This window comes from Streptomyces sp. NPDC051219 (genome assembly GCF_040682335.1).
In the GTDB taxonomy this organism is placed as follows: Bacteria; Actinomycetota; Actinomycetes; order Streptomycetales; family Streptomycetaceae; genus Streptomyces.
The window spans coordinates 1-14596 of sequence record NZ_JBFBAS010000057.1; the positions used below are offsets into that span (position 1 = coordinate 1).

General features: G+C 70.8%; 13 protein-coding genes. 8 read left to right on the forward strand and 5 right to left on the reverse strand.

Annotated features, from left to right (window positions below):
* Positions 1 to 185: 185 nt before the first annotated feature.
* Complete coding sequence (locus AB0M62_RS33120; protein WP_366078051.1) at positions 186 to 710, reverse strand: hypothetical protein; 525 nt, start codon at positions 708 to 710, stop codon at positions 186 to 188.
* A 317-nt stretch (positions 711 to 1027) separates the two neighbouring features.
* Complete coding sequence (locus AB0M62_RS33125; RefSeq protein ID WP_366078052.1) at positions 1028 to 1792, reverse strand: hypothetical protein; 765 nt, start codon at positions 1790 to 1792, stop codon at positions 1028 to 1030.
* A gap of 686 nt (positions 1793 to 2478) precedes the next feature.
* On the opposite strand from AB0M62_RS33125, the gene AB0M62_RS33130 reads away from it, so the two are divergent.
* From AB0M62_RS33130 to AB0M62_RS33140, 3 genes are all read left to right on the forward strand, one after another.
* Complete coding sequence (locus AB0M62_RS33130; RefSeq protein ID WP_366078053.1) at positions 2479 to 3468, forward strand: SCO0930 family lipoprotein; 990 nt, start codon at positions 2479 to 2481, stop codon at positions 3466 to 3468.
* A 214-nt stretch (positions 3469 to 3682) separates the two neighbouring features.
* Complete coding sequence (locus AB0M62_RS33135) at positions 3683 to 4495, forward strand: SAM-dependent methyltransferase (protein WP_366078077.1); 813 nt, start codon at positions 3683 to 3685, stop codon at positions 4493 to 4495.
* A complete protein-coding gene (locus tag AB0M62_RS33140; protein WP_366078054.1) occupies positions 4492 to 6669 on the forward strand; it encodes an EAL domain-containing protein in 2178 nt (725 codons plus the stop codon). Before AB0M62_RS33135 ends, AB0M62_RS33140 begins: the two co-directional genes overlap by 4 nt.
* On the opposite strand, the gene AB0M62_RS33145 is transcribed toward AB0M62_RS33140, so the two are convergent.
* Positions 6639 to 7547 carry a LysR substrate-binding domain-containing protein gene (locus tag AB0M62_RS33145; RefSeq protein WP_366078055.1) on the reverse strand — a complete coding sequence of 303 codons (909 nt, stop codon included), beginning with the start codon at positions 7545 to 7547 and terminating at the stop codon, positions 6639 to 6641. The genes AB0M62_RS33140 and AB0M62_RS33145 overlap by 31 nt on opposite strands.
* A gap of 82 nt (positions 7548 to 7629) precedes the next feature.
* Between AB0M62_RS33145 and AB0M62_RS33150 the strand changes: the two genes are divergently transcribed.
* Genes AB0M62_RS33150 through AB0M62_RS33160 form a run of 3 tightly spaced genes read left to right on the forward strand, consistent with a single transcriptional unit; the run spans position 7630 to position 11064 of the window.
* Positions 7630 to 8373: a succinate dehydrogenase cytochrome b subunit gene (locus AB0M62_RS33150; protein WP_366078056.1), complete on the forward strand. Its 744-nt coding sequence runs from the start codon at positions 7630 to 7632 to the stop codon at positions 8371 to 8373.
* Between the two features lies 1 nt (position 8374).
* A complete protein-coding gene (locus AB0M62_RS33155; protein ID WP_366078057.1) occupies positions 8375 to 10321 on the forward strand; it encodes a fumarate reductase/succinate dehydrogenase flavoprotein subunit in 1947 nt (648 codons plus the stop codon).
* Positions 10318 to 11064: a succinate dehydrogenase/fumarate reductase iron-sulfur subunit gene (locus AB0M62_RS33160; RefSeq protein ID WP_366078058.1), complete on the forward strand. Its 747-nt coding sequence runs from the start codon at positions 10318 to 10320 to the stop codon at positions 11062 to 11064. Before AB0M62_RS33155 ends, AB0M62_RS33160 begins: the two co-directional genes overlap by 4 nt.
* Positions 11065 to 11115: 51 nt before the next feature.
* Here the strand turns inward: AB0M62_RS33160 and AB0M62_RS33165 are convergent, their stop codons facing one another.
* Positions 11116 to 12168 (reverse strand): LLM class flavin-dependent oxidoreductase, encoded by a 1053-nt coding sequence (locus AB0M62_RS33165; RefSeq protein WP_366078059.1) that lies wholly within the window; start codon positions 12166 to 12168, stop codon positions 11116 to 11118.
* A 63-nt stretch (positions 12169 to 12231) separates the two neighbouring features.
* Between AB0M62_RS33165 and AB0M62_RS33170 the strand changes: the two genes are divergently transcribed.
* Positions 12232 to 12720, forward strand: a complete 489-nt coding sequence (locus tag AB0M62_RS33170) for a hypothetical protein (protein WP_366078060.1) — start codon at positions 12232 to 12234, stop codon at positions 12718 to 12720.
* A 33-nt stretch (positions 12721 to 12753) separates the two neighbouring features.
* Here the strand turns inward: AB0M62_RS33170 and AB0M62_RS33175 are convergent, their stop codons facing one another.
* Positions 12754 to 12969, reverse strand: a complete 216-nt coding sequence (locus AB0M62_RS33175) for a dodecin (RefSeq protein ID WP_366078061.1) — start codon at positions 12967 to 12969, stop codon at positions 12754 to 12756.
* 211 nt (positions 12970 to 13180) lie between these two features.
* Between AB0M62_RS33175 and AB0M62_RS33180 the strand changes: the two genes are divergently transcribed.
* Positions 13181 to 14470, forward strand: a complete 1290-nt coding sequence (locus AB0M62_RS33180) for a bifunctional GNAT family N-acetyltransferase/ATP-binding protein (RefSeq protein ID WP_366078062.1) — start codon at positions 13181 to 13183, stop codon at positions 14468 to 14470.
* Positions 14471 to 14596: the final 126 nt, after the last annotated feature.

Genomic DNA, 14596 nt, shown 5'->3' on the forward strand with positions numbered 1-14596 from the left:
GGGGGGGGCCACTTCTGGCCCCGCCGCCCCCCCGGGGGGGGCCGGGCTAGCCCCCCCGAACCACGGGCGCGCCCGCCCACCCCCCGCCCGCCCCGAGTCCTGGCCAGGACTCGGGGCGACGGGCGTTGCGGCGGTGCAGGGGGCGGCGGCGGTGCAGGGGGTGCGCGTGCTGCGCAGACGCACGGTCAGTGCTGCCGGTGGCCGGCTCGGCGGCGTACGACGTACACCGTGCCGGCGACCGCGAGGACGAAGAGCGCGCCACCCGCGGCGATCTCGGTGGCGTTCATACCGCCGACGCTGCCGCCGACACCGCCCCGGACACCCTGAGCGGTGGCGGTGGAGGTCGGGACCGGCCGGGGGGTGGACGTGGCGCCCCCTGCGATCGCGAGGTCGATCGTGCCGGCCTCGCCGTTGCAGGTGAAAGTCACCGAGTACAGGGCCCCCCGCCGGGCCTCCCGGTCGACCGTGACTCTGACGCTCCCGTTGTTGGGGATCGTGACGGTGTCGAAGACCCCGGACGAGGCGCTGGCAGTTGGTTCACCACAGTTCGTCACGCCGAGCGTGACCTGGCCGCCCGGGGCGACGGTGGAGGGACTGAGGCTGAAGCCGAACGACGTGACCTTGTCGTCGGCGGCCGTCGCCGTCGGTGCGGCGAGCGGGAGAGCGGCGAGGCCGAGCAGAGCGGCTGATGCGACACGTATCGCGCGCATGTAATCCTCCGGGTCCCCGAGGAGCAGCTGCGGAACCCATTTCCGCATATGTCTGTCATGCACCTCGATGCCGCAAACGCTAGGTGTGTGCTCGCTCACCCGCGAACGGGGTCGCGCGAATGGGGCACAGGTGTCCGCCGGCCGGGGGACGAGGCGACGTCAGATGGCCGAACGAGCGCGGCCGCAGTCCCGCCGCGTTGTCGTCACCCGTTCGGTGAGCGCCGGACGAGAGCCGCGTGGGCCGTACGGGCATGAGCGGGGTCTGGTGGGTGTGCCAGACCCCGCTCACTGATCCGGCGAGATCCAGGCGAGAGACCCTAGCCCCGGATGTGGGGGAACAGGTCGGCGAAGGGCCCCGCCGTCGCCGAGATGCCCCGGCCGAACGGGGCGTCGAAGTCCCAGATCAGGAAGAGCAGGAACGCGATCAGGGCACTGAACAGGCCGGCCAGCAGCAGTTCGCGGAACGATCTGCGGATCTGCAGGGTGAAGATCAGACCGACGGTGACCAGAGCCCCGGTGATCAGCCCGAACCAGACGACGCCGGGCATGGTCGCCCCGGCGCTCTGGCCGCGGGATCCCCGGGCGTCGTCGGCGGCCGCGACCTGGTCGACGAGGGGCTGGTAGGCCTGGCCCTCGTGGTCGGTCTTCGGCTGGTAGTCGGTGACGTCGCGGCGGACCTGCTGGAGCAGCGCGGTGCCCCGCTCGGTCATCCGGCCCTCCTCCGCCATCACCTTCCATTCCTTGTCGACGACATGGCTTACATAGGCGTCGACGTCCGCCCGGATACGGGTGCGGACCGCGGCCGGATACACCTCGGAGCGGACGCTGACCTCGTGCAGTGCCTGTGCCTCCTGGCGTACGTACTCCTGTGCGGCGCTCCTGGCCTCCCAGACGCCCGCGATGGCGAGACCGAGCACGATCGCGTAGACCACGCCGATCATCATCGTCATGTACTCGATGACGTCCGGAGTCTCGGACGGGTCGTCGTCCTCGCTGACCAGGCGGTTGTTGATGACGGCGATGGTGAGGACGACCGCGCAGGCGGCGGCCATCGCGATGGACAGGACGATCCATTCCGACAAGGAGAACCTCCGGACTATCGGGGGCGGAGTGCGGCCACGGCGAGGACCGCGGGTGCCGTGACGAGCAAGGTGAGCGACACCAGGGACGGCCCGCTCTGCGGCACCTTGCGGGCCGGTTTGCGGTACGCGGGCCGGGCGACCGGAGTGGGTGACGGCGTCGGGCGCACCGAGGGCGTCGGCATCGGCGCGGGAGGCGGCGGAGGTGGCGGTGGCGGAGGCGGTGGAGCAGGCGGCTCCCGCACCGGGGGCGGTGGGGGAGGCGGAGCCGGCGGAGGAGGAGGGGGAGGCGGCGGCCGCCGGGTGGGTCCGGCGGTGCAGTCGCCCGCTACGGCCACGGCGCCGGGCGGGGCCTCGCCGGTCAGGGAGATCGACGCGTGGGAGCAGTTGTCCGCCACCGCGGGAGTGGCGGAGAGCACTGCCCAGACGAGGGCGGAAGCGGTCAACAGCCGCCTGGAGGAGGGTCGGTACACGAGGGGGAGCATGATCCGGCGAGGTGCGCGGCACGCCGGAGGCGTACCCGGTTCGCCTGATGGTGGGAGTTCTTCCGCTTTGCGTTTGGGGACGCCTCGGCAATTGGCGAAAAGATTTCTCCGAACTCGTTGAACGCACGCACCGCTGCCACGCGTACCTAGGGCCAAGTACGGCGCAACACGCGCCGAACCGACACGCGATCAGCAGGAGTTGACATGAAGACCTGGCGGAGCGCCTCGCTCGCGGTGACGGCAGTGGCTGTGATGACGCTGACGGCGGCGTGCGGTCAGGAGAACGGCACTCAGTCCCCCAACGGCCAGAACGTGGGAGCTGCCAACCCGGCGCAGCAGCCCGCTGAGAACGGATACGGCACCGACAGCGGCTACGGCTCGGACACCGGCGCCGCCGCCAAGCCGAAGGCGGCGGGGCAGCTCGCGGTCTGGGACAGCAAGAAGCTCGGCAAGGTGCTCACGGACAGCGCGGGCTTCACGCTCTACCGCTTCGACAAGGACACGGCCAACCCGCCCAAGTCGAATTGCGAGGGCGACTGTGCGAAGACGTGGCCCGTGGTCGCGGCGGGCGACGCGAAGGCCGCCCCGGGTACCGACGCCACGCTCCTCGGTGAGGTCACCCGCGCCGACGGCAGCAAGCAGCTGACCGTCGACGGCTGGCCGATGTACCGCTACGCCAAGGACACCAAGCCCGGGGACGCCAACGGGCAGGGCGTGGGCGGCACCTGGTTCGCGTCCGCCCCCGACGGGAAGAAGGCGGCACCGGGCGCGGGTGGCGGCGGCGCCGACTACGAGGGCGGCGAGGAAGCGGGCGGCGAGGAGGCGGACGCGGCGGGCCTGTCGGTCCGCAAGGACCCCAAGCTCGGCGAGATCGTGGTCGACGCGAACGGTATGACGGTGTACCGGTTCAAGAAGGACTCCGCCTGGCCGATGAAGACCGCGTGCACCGGCGCCTGCCTCGAGAAGTGGCCGGTCGTCGAGCCGGTCGACAAGAACAGCATCGACGGCGCCATCCTGAAGAAGGGCTTCGTCACCTTCGACCGCCCCGACGGCATCGAGCAGCAGACCATCGACTGCTGGCCGATCTACACCTTCTCGGGCGACACCAAGCCCGGTGACACCAACGGGCAGGGCGTCGGCGGCACCTGGTACGCCGTCTCGCCCCAGGGCAAGCTGGTCGGAGCGTCCAAGTAGAGCGACATGGATGCGGTGTCCCCACGCCGCGTACGCACCGGCCGGGCGGCCCGCCACCCCGATTCCTCGGGCGTGGCGGGCCGTTCGACTGTGTGCACGTGCCGTTGGCGTGTGACCAAGAACGGATCGCGAATTTCCGTTTTGGCTCGCTCTGTTGACGAACGATCAGTAGCCTCGGCTCGGACAACGGCTCGCCAACGCCTTGGAGACAATGATGGAGCGTCCCGCCTGGGCCCCGCCCGGTATCGACATATCGGTTCCGAGCGTGTCCCGCATCTACGATTACTACCTGGGCGGCTCGCACAACTTCGAGGTGGACCGGGAGGCCGCCCGCAAGGCCATGGAGTTCATTCCGGGCCTCCCCAAGATCATGCAGGCCAACCGGGCGTTCATGCACCGAGCCGTGCGTCACGCCGTGAGTCAGGGCGTCACCCAGTTCCTCGACATCGGCTCGGGCATCCCCACCTTCGGCAACGTACACGAGGTGGCGCAGACGGCCAGCGCCGAAGCCCGCGTGGTGTACGTCGACCACGACCCGGTCGCGGTCGCGCACAGCCGGGCCGTGCTGGCGGGCAACGAGCGGGCGGACATCGTCACCGCCGACCTGCGCAAGCCCCAGGACATCCTGAACAGCCCCGAGGTCAACGGTCTCCTGGACTTCGACCGGCCGGTGGCCCTGCTCCTCGTCGCCGTACTGCACTTCATCGAGGACGCGGACGAGCCGCGCGCCGCCGTCGCGCAGCTGCAGGAGGCGCTCGCGCCCGGCAGCCTGCTCATCCTCACCCACGCTTCCTTCGAGGGCATTCCGCTGCCCGAGGAGACGGCCGGCGGCGCGGTCGGCGTGTACGAGAAGATCCGCAATCCGCTGATCATGCGTTCGCGCCAGGACGTCGCCGCATTCTTCGACGGCTTCGAGATGGCCGAACCGGGTCTGGTCTCCATGCCGTTGTGGCGGCCCGACGCTCCCGCCGTGCAGGAGGACCCGTACGCCTTCTCGGGCTTCGCAGGGGTGGGACGCAAGGCGTGAGCACGCCAGCGGAGGCGGCGGCGGGGGCCGCCACGGAACCGGACGGTCCCGAGGGCAGACTCAGACGGTTCGCCACGATCTGGAGCCGGGCGATCTTCCCGGCCACCGCCACTTCCCTGACCCGCCCCGAGTTCGAGCAGCGTCTGCTGCCCCTCGCCCGCACCCTGAACGAGGCGCTGCACGCGCGGCCGTTCGACCCCACCCCCGCGCAGGAAGTGGGGACGGCGCTGGTCGGCATGCACTGCACCGATCCGGATGCCCTCAGCAGGACGCTCGGCGTCGTCGACGCCTACCTCGTGCTGTACTGCGGCGGCCTGGGCGGGTCCGGAGAACTCGCGGCCGAGGAGCGCCGGGCCCGCTGCGCGCGCCTGCAGCACGCGCTCGCCGCCGGCTTCGCGCGCGCTCTGCGCGAGCGGACCCTCACCGAGCAGGAGGCCATCGCCCGCTCCGCGATGGCCGCCCGCAGTGACGCCCAGCAGGCGCTGCACGCCAGCGAGGAGCGCTTCCGCGCGGTGTTCGAGGGCGCGGCGATCGGCATAGGCATCGCGGACCTCGAGGGCAACGTACTGGAGGTCAACGACACGCTGATGCAGATGTTCGGCGGGCTCGACGCGGCCGTGCGGAGCCGGAACGTGGGCGACTGGGGTCACCCCGAGGACGCGCCGAACGTGTGGAAACTGTACGGCGAACTGGTGCGGGGCGAGCGCGACCACTACCGGGTCGAGAAGCCGTACTACAGGGGCGACGGCACCGTGCTGTGGACCAACCTCACCGTCTCGCTCCTGCGCGACGCCGAGGGCAAGCCGCAGTACCAGCTGGCACTCATGGAGGACACCACCGAGCGCCGGCTGCTCAATCTGCGCCTGCGCTACGAGGCCACCCACGACGCGCTGACCGGCCTCCCCAACCGGACGCTCTTCTTCGAGCGGCTGGAGAAGGCGCTCTCGGCCGGGGACGGGATGCGCTTCGGCCTCTGCTACCTGGACCTCGACGGCTTCAAGGCCGTCAACGACAGCCTGGGCCACTCGGCCGGCGACCGGCTCCTGGTCGAGGTGGCGGACCGGCTGCAGAGCTGCGCGACCGCCCCCGGCGAGATGGTGGCGCGGCTGGGCGGCGACGAGTTCGTGGCTCTGACCACCGGACCGCGCACCGAGCGCGAGGTGGACGAACTCGCCGCCCGCATCCTGGCGGCGCTCTCATCGCCCATCCGGCTCGACGGCCGTGAGATCACAGTCCGCGGAAGCATAGGCATCGTCGAGGGTCCCGCGGGCGAGCGGGGACCGGCGGAGGTGCTGCGCAGCGCCGACATCACGATGTACCGGGCCAAGTCGGCGGGCGGCAACCGCTTCGAGCTCGCCGACGCCGAGGCCGACGCCCGCGCGATCACCCGGCACGGCCTCACCAACGCCCTGCCCACCGCACTGGAACGCGGCGAGTTCTTCATCGAGTACCAGCCGCTCGTCCACCTGCACGACGGGAGCGTGCACGGGGCCGAGGCGCTGGTCCGCTGGTGCCATCCGCAGCACGGCGTACTCGGCCCCGACCGGTTCATTCCGCTCGCCGAGCACACAGGGCTGATCGTGCCCCTCGGCCGCTGGGTGCTCGAGGAGTCCGTGCGGCAGGCCAGGTTCTGGCAGCAGAGGCATGCCGACGGGGGACCGCTGCGCATCAACGTGAACCTCTCGCCCACCCAGCTGCACCACCCCGGACTGGTCTCGGACACCGTGCGGGTTCTGGAGCGGGCCGGACTGGAACCGGGGGCGCTCTGCCTGGAGGTCACCGAGTCCGCGTTGATCGGTGCGGACGACGACCTGCTCAAACCGTTGCGGCAACTTGCCGAGATGGGCGTGGACATCGCGCTCGACGACTTCGGCACCGGTTACTCCAACCTGGCCAATCTCCGCCGACTGCCGGTGAGTGTCCTCAAACTGGACCGGTCGTTCACCCGGGGCATGCAGAAGCATCCCGCCGACCCGGTCGACGTCAAGATCGTCGAAGGCATCGTCTCGCTGGCGCACAGCCTGGAACTGGCGGTCACGGTCGAGGGCGTGGAGACCGGGGTGCAGGCCGCGCAACTGCGCGCGCTCGGCTGCGACACCGCCCAGGGCTGGTACTACGCCAGGCCCGGCGCTCCCGACCGGATTCACTCACTGCTGCTGGCGGATGCCGTGTGACGGGAGAGCAGTACGCGCTGCAGCTCCCGGGCGGCGCGGGGCGGGGCGACGTCGGTGCGGTGGGCGAGCGCGATCGTACGCCGTAGTCCGGGCCGGGCCAGTGGTGTCGTACGGAGGTCGTGGCCGGCCCGCGCGGCGACCATGCTGGGCACCACGGCGAGCCCCAGACCGGCCCGGACGAAGCCCAGGACGGCGTCCATCTCGCCGCCCTCCACCGTGAAGGACGGCTCGAAGCCCTCGGCCCGGCAGGCCGCGACGGTCAGCTCCCGCAGGTCGTAGCCGTGCCGGAACATGACCAGCGGCTCGTCCCGCAGGTCCGCGACCCGTACCGGGCCGCCCCCGGCCGGGGGCGGCCCGGCGGCCGAGGAGACCACCACCAGATCCTCCTGGAGCAGCTCCACCGTGGTCAGCGACGGGGCCGACGGAGGCAGCGGCAGCACGATCAGAGCCAGATCCAGCGAGCCCCGGGCGAGGTGGCGTACCAGATCGTGCGAGCCTCCCTCCTCGATGAGCAGCCGGATTCCGGGATGCAGGGTGTGAAAGGCCCGCAGTACGTCCGGCAGCAGCCCCGTGCACAGACTCGGGGTCGCGCCGAGCCGGACCCGCCCCCGGCGCAGCTGGGCCAGCTCCTGCACCTCGTGGCGTGCGTTGTCGGCATCGGCCAGGATCCGCCGGGCCAGCGGCAGCAGTGCTTCGCCGGCTTCGGTCAGGGCGACGTTGCCGCGCGCGCGGCTGAACAGTTCGGCCCCCAACTCCCGTTCCAGCGCCCTGATCTGCTGGGAAAGGGACGGCTGTGCGACGTGGACGCGCTCGGCGGCCCGGGTGAAGTGCCGGGTTTCGGCGACCGCCACGAAGTAGAGGAGCTGCTGGAACTGCATGGGACCATCATAGGCATCGTCTATCAAGATGAGCGGGATCATGTCTTGGACCTCTCGGCCCTTCGGCTCTAGCTTCGTTTCCATGGCATTCGCGACCCGCCCCCGCCCCCCGAAGCCGGCCCGGCCACCGGCCGCCGCAGACGTCGCCCGCCCGTCCCTCGTCGGACTGCTCTGGCGCTCGACCGTCGGCAAGAAGACGGTCATGGCCGTCACGGGCCTGGCGATGCTGGGCTACCTCGTCGCCCACATGCTCGGCAACCTCAAGATCTTCTTCGGGCCGGAGGACTTCAACGGCTACGCGGCCTGGCTGCGGACCATCGGCTCGCCACTCCTTCACCACGAGTGGTTCCTATGGATCGCCAGAGTCGCGCTCGTCGCCTCGGTGGTGCTGCACGCGGTGGCGGCGTACCAGCTCAGCCGCCGCGACCTCGCCGCCCGGCCGACGCAGTACCGGCGGAGGCGGCAGCGCGCGAGCTATGCCACCCGCACCATGCGCTGGGGCGGAGTGATCCTGGGTCTCTTCCTCGTGTGGCACATCCTCGACCTGACGACACTGACCGTGAACCCGAACGCCGTGCACGGCAGGCCGTACGAGAACGTCGTCGCCTCCTTCTCCACCTGGTACGGCGGCGGGATCTACATCGTGGCGGTGCTCGCGCTCTGCCTGCACGTGCGGCACGGGTTCTGGAGTGCGGCGCAGACGCTGGGCGCCAACAACGCCCGGCGCGACAAGGCTCTGAAGACCGTGGCGGCCACACTTTCCGCCGCGCTGACCATCGGATTCCTGAGCGTCCCGGTGGCCGTGATGACCGGATGGGTGAGCTGAAATGAACTCGTACACCGCCTACACCGTCGGCGACCCGGTCGCCGACACCAAGGCACCTGCCGGACCCGTCGAGGAGCGGTGGGACCGCCGCCGCTTCGAGGCCGGGCTCGTCAACCCTGCCAACCGCCGCAAGCACACCGTGATCGTCGTCGGAACGGGCCTGGCCGGCGGAGCGGCGGGCGCCACGCTCGCCGAACAGGGCTACAACGTCGTCCAGTTCTGCTATCAGGACTCACCCCGCCGGGCCCACTCCATCGCGGCCCAGGGCGGCATCAACGCGGCCAAGAACTACCGTAACGACGGCGACTCGGTACGGCGGCTCTTCTACGACACCGTCAAGGGCGGAGACTTCCGGGCCCGCGAGTCCAACGTCCACCGCCTCGCCCAGGTCTCGGTGGAGATCATCGACCAGTGCGTGGCCCAGGGCGTGCCGTTCGCCCGCGAGTACGGCGGACTGCTCGACACCCGTTCCTTCGGCGGTGTCCAGGTCTCCCGGACCTTCTACGCCCGCGGCCAGACCGGACAGCAACTCCTCCTCGGCGCCTACCAGGCGCTGTCGAAGGAGATCGCCGCCGGACACGTGGTCATGCACCCGCGCACCGAGATGCTCGACCTGATCGTGATCGACGGGCGGGCTCGTGGAATCGTCGCCCGCGACCTCGTCAGCGGGCAGATCTCCACCCACTTCGCCGACGCCGTCGTCCTCGCGACCGGCGGCTACGGCAACGTCTTCTACCTCTCCACCAACGCCAAGAACTCCAACGCCACGGCAATCTGGCGGGCCCACCGGCGCGGCGCCTACTTCGCCAACCCCTGCTTCACCCAGATCCACCCCACCTGCATCCCGCGGTCGGGGGACCACCAGTCCAAGCTGACGCTGATGAGTGAGTCACTGCGCAACGACGGCAGGATCTGGGTCCCCGAGGCACGAGGCGACGAGCGCCCGCCGCACCGGATCCCCGAGGACGAGCGGGACTACTACCTCGAGCGGATCTACCCGGCCTTCGGCAACCTCGTGCCGCGCGACATCGCCTCGCGCGCCGCCAAGAACGTCTGCGACGAGGGCCGCGGAGTCGGGCCCGGCGGTCAGGGCGTCTACCTCGACTTCGCCGACGCCATCGCCCGGCTGGGCCGGCAGGCGGTCGAGGAGAAGTACGGCAACCTCTTCGAGATGTACGAGCGGATCACCGCCGAGAACCCTTACGAGGTGCCCATGCGGATCTATCCGGCGATCCACTACACGATGGGCGGGCTCTGGGTGGACTACGACCTCCAGACCACCGTGCCCGGCCTCTTCGCCATCGGCGAGGCGAACTTTTCCGACCACGGGGCCAACCGGCTCGGTGCCTCAGCCCTCATGCAGGGCCTGGCCGACGGCTACTTCGTGCTGCCTGCCACCATCAACGACTACCTCGCCCGGCATGCGCACGAGGAGATCCCGCCGGACCATCCGGCTGTCCTGGAAGCGGTGGCGGAGACCGAGGACCGGCTCCATCTCCTGCTCTCGGTCGACGGCGACCGGACCCCGGACTCCTTCCACCGGGAGCTCGGCGAACTGCTCTGGGACGAATGCGGCATGGCCCGCACGGACTCCGGCCTGCGCAAGGCCCTGGAGCGGATCCCGGCGCTGCGCGAGGAGTTCTGGCGCCGGATCAAGGTGCCCGGCACCGGCGAGCAGCTCAACCAGTCGCTGGAGAAGGCCAACCGCATCGCCGACTACCTCGAACTCGCCGAGCTGATGTGCCTGGACGCGCTGCACCGCACCGAGTCCTGCGGCGGTCACTTCCGGGAGGAGTCCCAGACGGTGAGCGGTGAGGCCGAACGCAAGGACGACGCCTTCTCGTATGCCGCGGCCTGGGAGTTCACCGGCACCGGCGCCGCACCCGTCCTGCACCGCGAAGAACTCGCCTTCGAGTACGTCCACCCCACCCAGCGGAGCTACGCATGAACCTCACCCTCCGGATCTGGCGCCAGAGCGGGCCCGACGAGGCCGGCGCCATGACCACGTACGAGGTCAGGAACATCTCCGAGGACATGTCGTTCCTGGAGATGCTCGACAGCCTCAACGAGGAACTCATCCTGCGGGGCGACGAACCAGTCGCGTTCGACCACGACTGCCGCGAAGGCATCTGCGGCGCCTGCGGCATGGTCATCAACGGCCAGGCCCACGGGCCCGAGCGCACCACCACGTGCCAGCTCCACATGCGGCACTTCGGCGACGGCGACACCATCGACATCGAACCCTGGCGCGCCGCGGCCTTCCCCGTCGTCAAGGACCTGGTGGTGGACCGCTCGGCGTTCGACCGCGTCATCGGATCCGGCGGCTACATCACAGCCCCCACCGGCAGTGCCCCGGAGGCGCACGCCACCCCGGTGGCCAAGCCGGTCGCGGACACGGCGTTCGAGCACGCCGAGTGCATCGGCTGCGGCGCATGTGTGGCTGCCTGCCCCAACGGCTCGGCGATGCTTTTCACCTCCGCGAAGGTGGTCCACCTGAACTCCCTCCCGCAGGGCCAACCGGAGCGGGAGACCCGGGTGCTCGACATGGTGGCCACGATGGACACCGAGGGATTCGGCGGCTGCACCAACACGGGGGAATGTGCGACGGCCTGCCCCAAGGGCATCCCGCTGCCGTCGATAGCCGCGATGAACAAGGAGTGGCTGCGCGCGGCCCGGAAGGCCGGCCGCTGACCCGGGCACCGCTTCCTCCTGGAGGGCGGGCGGCTCAAGGCGGCAGCACCCTCACCCGGCCTGCTGGGCCGGGCAGGCGGCCGGGCGGCTGCTCCGGGCGGCCCCGCCGAACAGGGCCGCCAGCCGCCGGTAGGAGTCGGTCAGCCCTTCACGGTCGTACGTACTGGTGGTGACCAGCACCTCGTCGGCGCCGCTGCGCCGGATGAGCTCCTCGAGGCCGGCCGCCACCTGCTCCTCGGTGCCGTGCACGTGCCCGCGCAACGCCGCCTCGTAGAACTCGCGCTCCCTGGCGGTCATCGTGCGGGCCTCGGTCTCCGCTGCCGGAGCGAGCGGCGGGAAGGCGCCGTGGGTGCGCGAATAGGCCAGGGACCACGCCTCCGGAACGAGCAGCCGCCGGGCTGCCTCCGGCGTGTCGGCCACGGCGACGGCGCCCGAGACCACGACATAGGGTTCCGGCGACCAGACCGAGGGCCGGAATGCCTGGCGGTAGTCCTCGATCGCCCGCAGCATCCTGTCCTGGCCGCGCACGTCGCCGATGACCAGGGGAAGGCCGGCGTCGGCCGCTGTCCGCGCGCCCTCGCCCGTGGCCAGCACGAACGGCGGTACGCGCAGACCCTCGGCAGGGTGGGCGTGGACCTGCGGGTGGGCCCTCTGTGTGCCGAGGAAGTACCCGAGGAGCTGGTCGAGCCGCGCGGCGAAGTCCTCCGTGTCGTCCTTGTCCCGGCCGAGCGCCCGCCGGATGCCGTCGGTGAACCCGACCGACCGGCCGAGCCCCATGTCGATCCGGCCGGGGAAGAGGGACGCCAGGACCCCGAACTGCTCGGCCACCACCAGCGGCTGATGATTGGGCAGCATCACGCCACCGGTACCGACGCGGATCGTCGAGGTCGCCGCGGCCACCGCGGCGGCCAGCACCGTCGGCGCGGAACCCGCGACGCCCGGCACGCTGTGGTGCTCGGAGACCCAGAAACGGTGATAACCGAGCGCCTCGGCCAACCGGGCGAACCGCACGGTGTCGCGCAGGGCCTGCGGAGCGTCATGCCCCTGACGGGTACGGGAGCGGTCCAGTACGGAGAACCGGGTGGTCGCGAGCGAAGTGGTCACACCCGTTCAACGTCCCGGCTGCCCCGGGATTCCCCGGGTGGGGCGGATCCATAGGGTAGGAGGGTGATCGAGACCAAGCGGCCGCTGGCCGTATTCGACCTGGACGGGACGCTCGCCGACACCGCACACCGCCAGCACTTCCTGGAGCGGCGGCCGCGCGACTGGACGGGATTCTTCGGTGCGGCCATGGCCGACCCGCCCCTGGCCACGGGCGTGCGGATGGCGGTGGAGAGCGCGGAGGAGTGCGAGGTCACCTATCTGACGGGCAGGCCGGAGCGGTGCCGCCGGGACACGCTGGCCTGGCTCGCTGCCCATGGCCTGCCCGAGGGCAGAGTGTGGATGCGCCGCAACGACGACCGGCGCCCCGCCCGCCGGACGAAGCTGGAGGTACTGAGGCGCGTGGCCCGGGGCCGGGACGTCCGGATGCTGGTCGATGACGACGAGCTGGTGTGCGAGGCCGCGGAGCGGGCCGGATTCCAGGTCGTACGGGCCGACTGGGCGGCCACGTCGGAGGCGCTGAAGGACGCGCAGGAGCGCGAGGGCCGGACCTGAGACTGCCCCGGCCGGGCGGCGCTCAGAGAGACGTCAGGCCTCTTCGTCCAGGCGGAAGCCGACTTTCAGTGTGACCTGGTAGTGCGCGATCTGGCCGTTCTCGATGTGGCCGCGTACCTGGACGACCTCGAACCAGTCGAGATTGCGCAGCGTCTGCGAGGCGCGCGAGATGCCGTTGCGGATTCCCTGGTCCACCCCCTCGGTGGAGGTCCCGACGATCTCGGTCACGCGGTACGTGTGGTTGGACATGAGGCTCTCCCAGCGGGGGGTGGGGCTGCTGCGTCATTCCACCGTGCCCCACCGCACGGCAGTCCGCGAGGCGTCGCGGGCAGTAGGGTCACGGCCGTGGCTACCGACGGAACGTAGGGTTTTCAGCGCCCGATTGTGCACGGTGGAGGGGAGATCAGCCGCGGCGTCGCCCCTAGCCTCGCCGGAACAGCACAGATGAGGGGCGGTACCGGTGAACTGGCTGATCCACGACTACCGCGAGAGCGATCTCGCCGCAGTGGTCCACCTGATCGACACCACGGCCGAGCTCGGCCAGGAGTCGGTCTTCTCACTCGCCGAATGCATCAGCGCGCTGACCTCCCGGCAGCCCGCCGTGGTGGCTGTCCACCAGGGCGTCCCCATCGGCGCGGCACTCGCCTGCGTGGCCGGAGAGCGGGCCTGGGTGATGCGTATCGCCATCTCCTCGGCCTGGCGCGGCCGCGGCCTGGCGAGCGCACTGCTGGTGGAGTTGGAGCGGCGGCTCGTCGCCGCCAGGGTCGGCCGGATCGCCTATGTGCTGCCCGAGGAGGAACTGCTCGGCGAGGGGCTACTGAACGCCGGGTACACGCGGCAGCCCGCGGTGGCGTACTTCGAGAAGGTGGAGCCGCTGCACGGCCCGGCGGCCAGTCTGCTGGAAGACCTGGGCGGCCGTTTCCTGCCGAACGGCCTGTGGGCCGGGGTGGCCGGCATGGAGGCGGAGAAGGATTTGATCGAACGGCGTGTCGTACTCCCACTGGCGGAACCGGAGCGTGCTGCCCGGCATGGCGTCCGGCCGCCGCGGGCCATCGCCCTGTTCGGTCCGCCCGGAACAGGGAAGACGACATTCGCCCGGGGCATCGCGTCCAAGCTCGGCTGGCCCTTCGTCGAACTGCTGCCGTCCCGGCTCGCCGACGAGGGCAACCTCGCGGCGGCACTGCGCAGCGCCTTCGCGCGGATCGCCGAACTGGAGCGTGTGCTCGTCTTCATCGACGAGGTCGAGGAGATCGCGCCGGTGCGCACCGAGCCCGCCCAGCCCGGCGGGATGCACGGCGTGACCAATGAACTCCTCAAGCTCATACCCGGTTTCCGGGAGCGGGACGAGCGGCTGCTGGTGTGCGCCACCAACTCCATCCGCTCGCTCGACCCCGCGTTCCTGCGCCCCGGACGGTTCGACTACCTGATCCCGATCGGCACACCGGACACCGCTGCCCGGTCGGCGATCTGGTCCCGTTACACGGACGGGCGGGGGGACGTGGACGTGGCCGAACTCGTGGCGGCCAGCGAGCTGTTCACCCCCGCGGACATCGAGCACGCGGCCCGGATCGCCGCCCAGGCCTCATTCGAAAGGGACCTGGAGGCGATCGGCGGCGGGGCCGGCGACTCGGCGCCGGTCGGGGCGAGCACCGCCGACTACCTCGCCGCGATCGCCCAGTGCCGGCCCACCGTGACACCGGCGATGATCGACGAGTTCGGCGCGGACATCACCGCGCACGCCCGCTTCTGAGACGTACGCCCACTTCTGGAACGTACGGCAGCGCATCGGGCGGCCACATGCGAGAGGGGGGCCGCCCGGTCTCGCAGGGTGGCGCGGCCGTCGGGCGGGTAAGATCGTCATAGGCGGTTGCGTTTC

Excerpts from the sequence above, each read along its gene's own strand:
- AB0M62_RS33160 (WP_366078058.1), top strand. The coding sequence starts at position 10,318 with ATGAACCTCACCCTCCGGATCTGGCGCCAGAGCGGGCCCGACGAGGCC.
- AB0M62_RS33155 (WP_366078057.1), top strand. The coding sequence starts at position 8,375 with ATGAACTCGTACACCGCCTACACCGTCGGCGACCCGGTCGCCGACACC.
- AB0M62_RS33145 (WP_366078055.1), bottom strand. The coding sequence starts at position 7,547 with ATGCAGTTCCAGCAGCTCCTCTACTTCGTGGCGGTCGCCGAAACCCGG.
- AB0M62_RS33135 (WP_366078077.1), top strand. The coding sequence starts at position 3,683 with ATGGAGCGTCCCGCCTGGGCCCCGCCCGGTATCGACATATCGGTTCCG.
- AB0M62_RS33175 (WP_366078061.1), bottom strand. The coding sequence starts at position 12,969 with ATGTCCAACCACACGTACCGCGTGACCGAGATCGTCGGGACCTCCACC.
- AB0M62_RS33120 (WP_366078051.1), bottom strand. The coding sequence starts at position 710 with ATGCGCGCGATACGTGTCGCATCAGCCGCTCTGCTCGGCCTCGCCGCT.
- AB0M62_RS33150 (WP_366078056.1), top strand. The coding sequence starts at position 7,630 with ATGGCATTCGCGACCCGCCCCCGCCCCCCGAAGCCGGCCCGGCCACCG.
- AB0M62_RS33130 (WP_366078053.1), top strand. The coding sequence starts at position 2,479 with ATGAAGACCTGGCGGAGCGCCTCGCTCGCGGTGACGGCAGTGGCTGTG.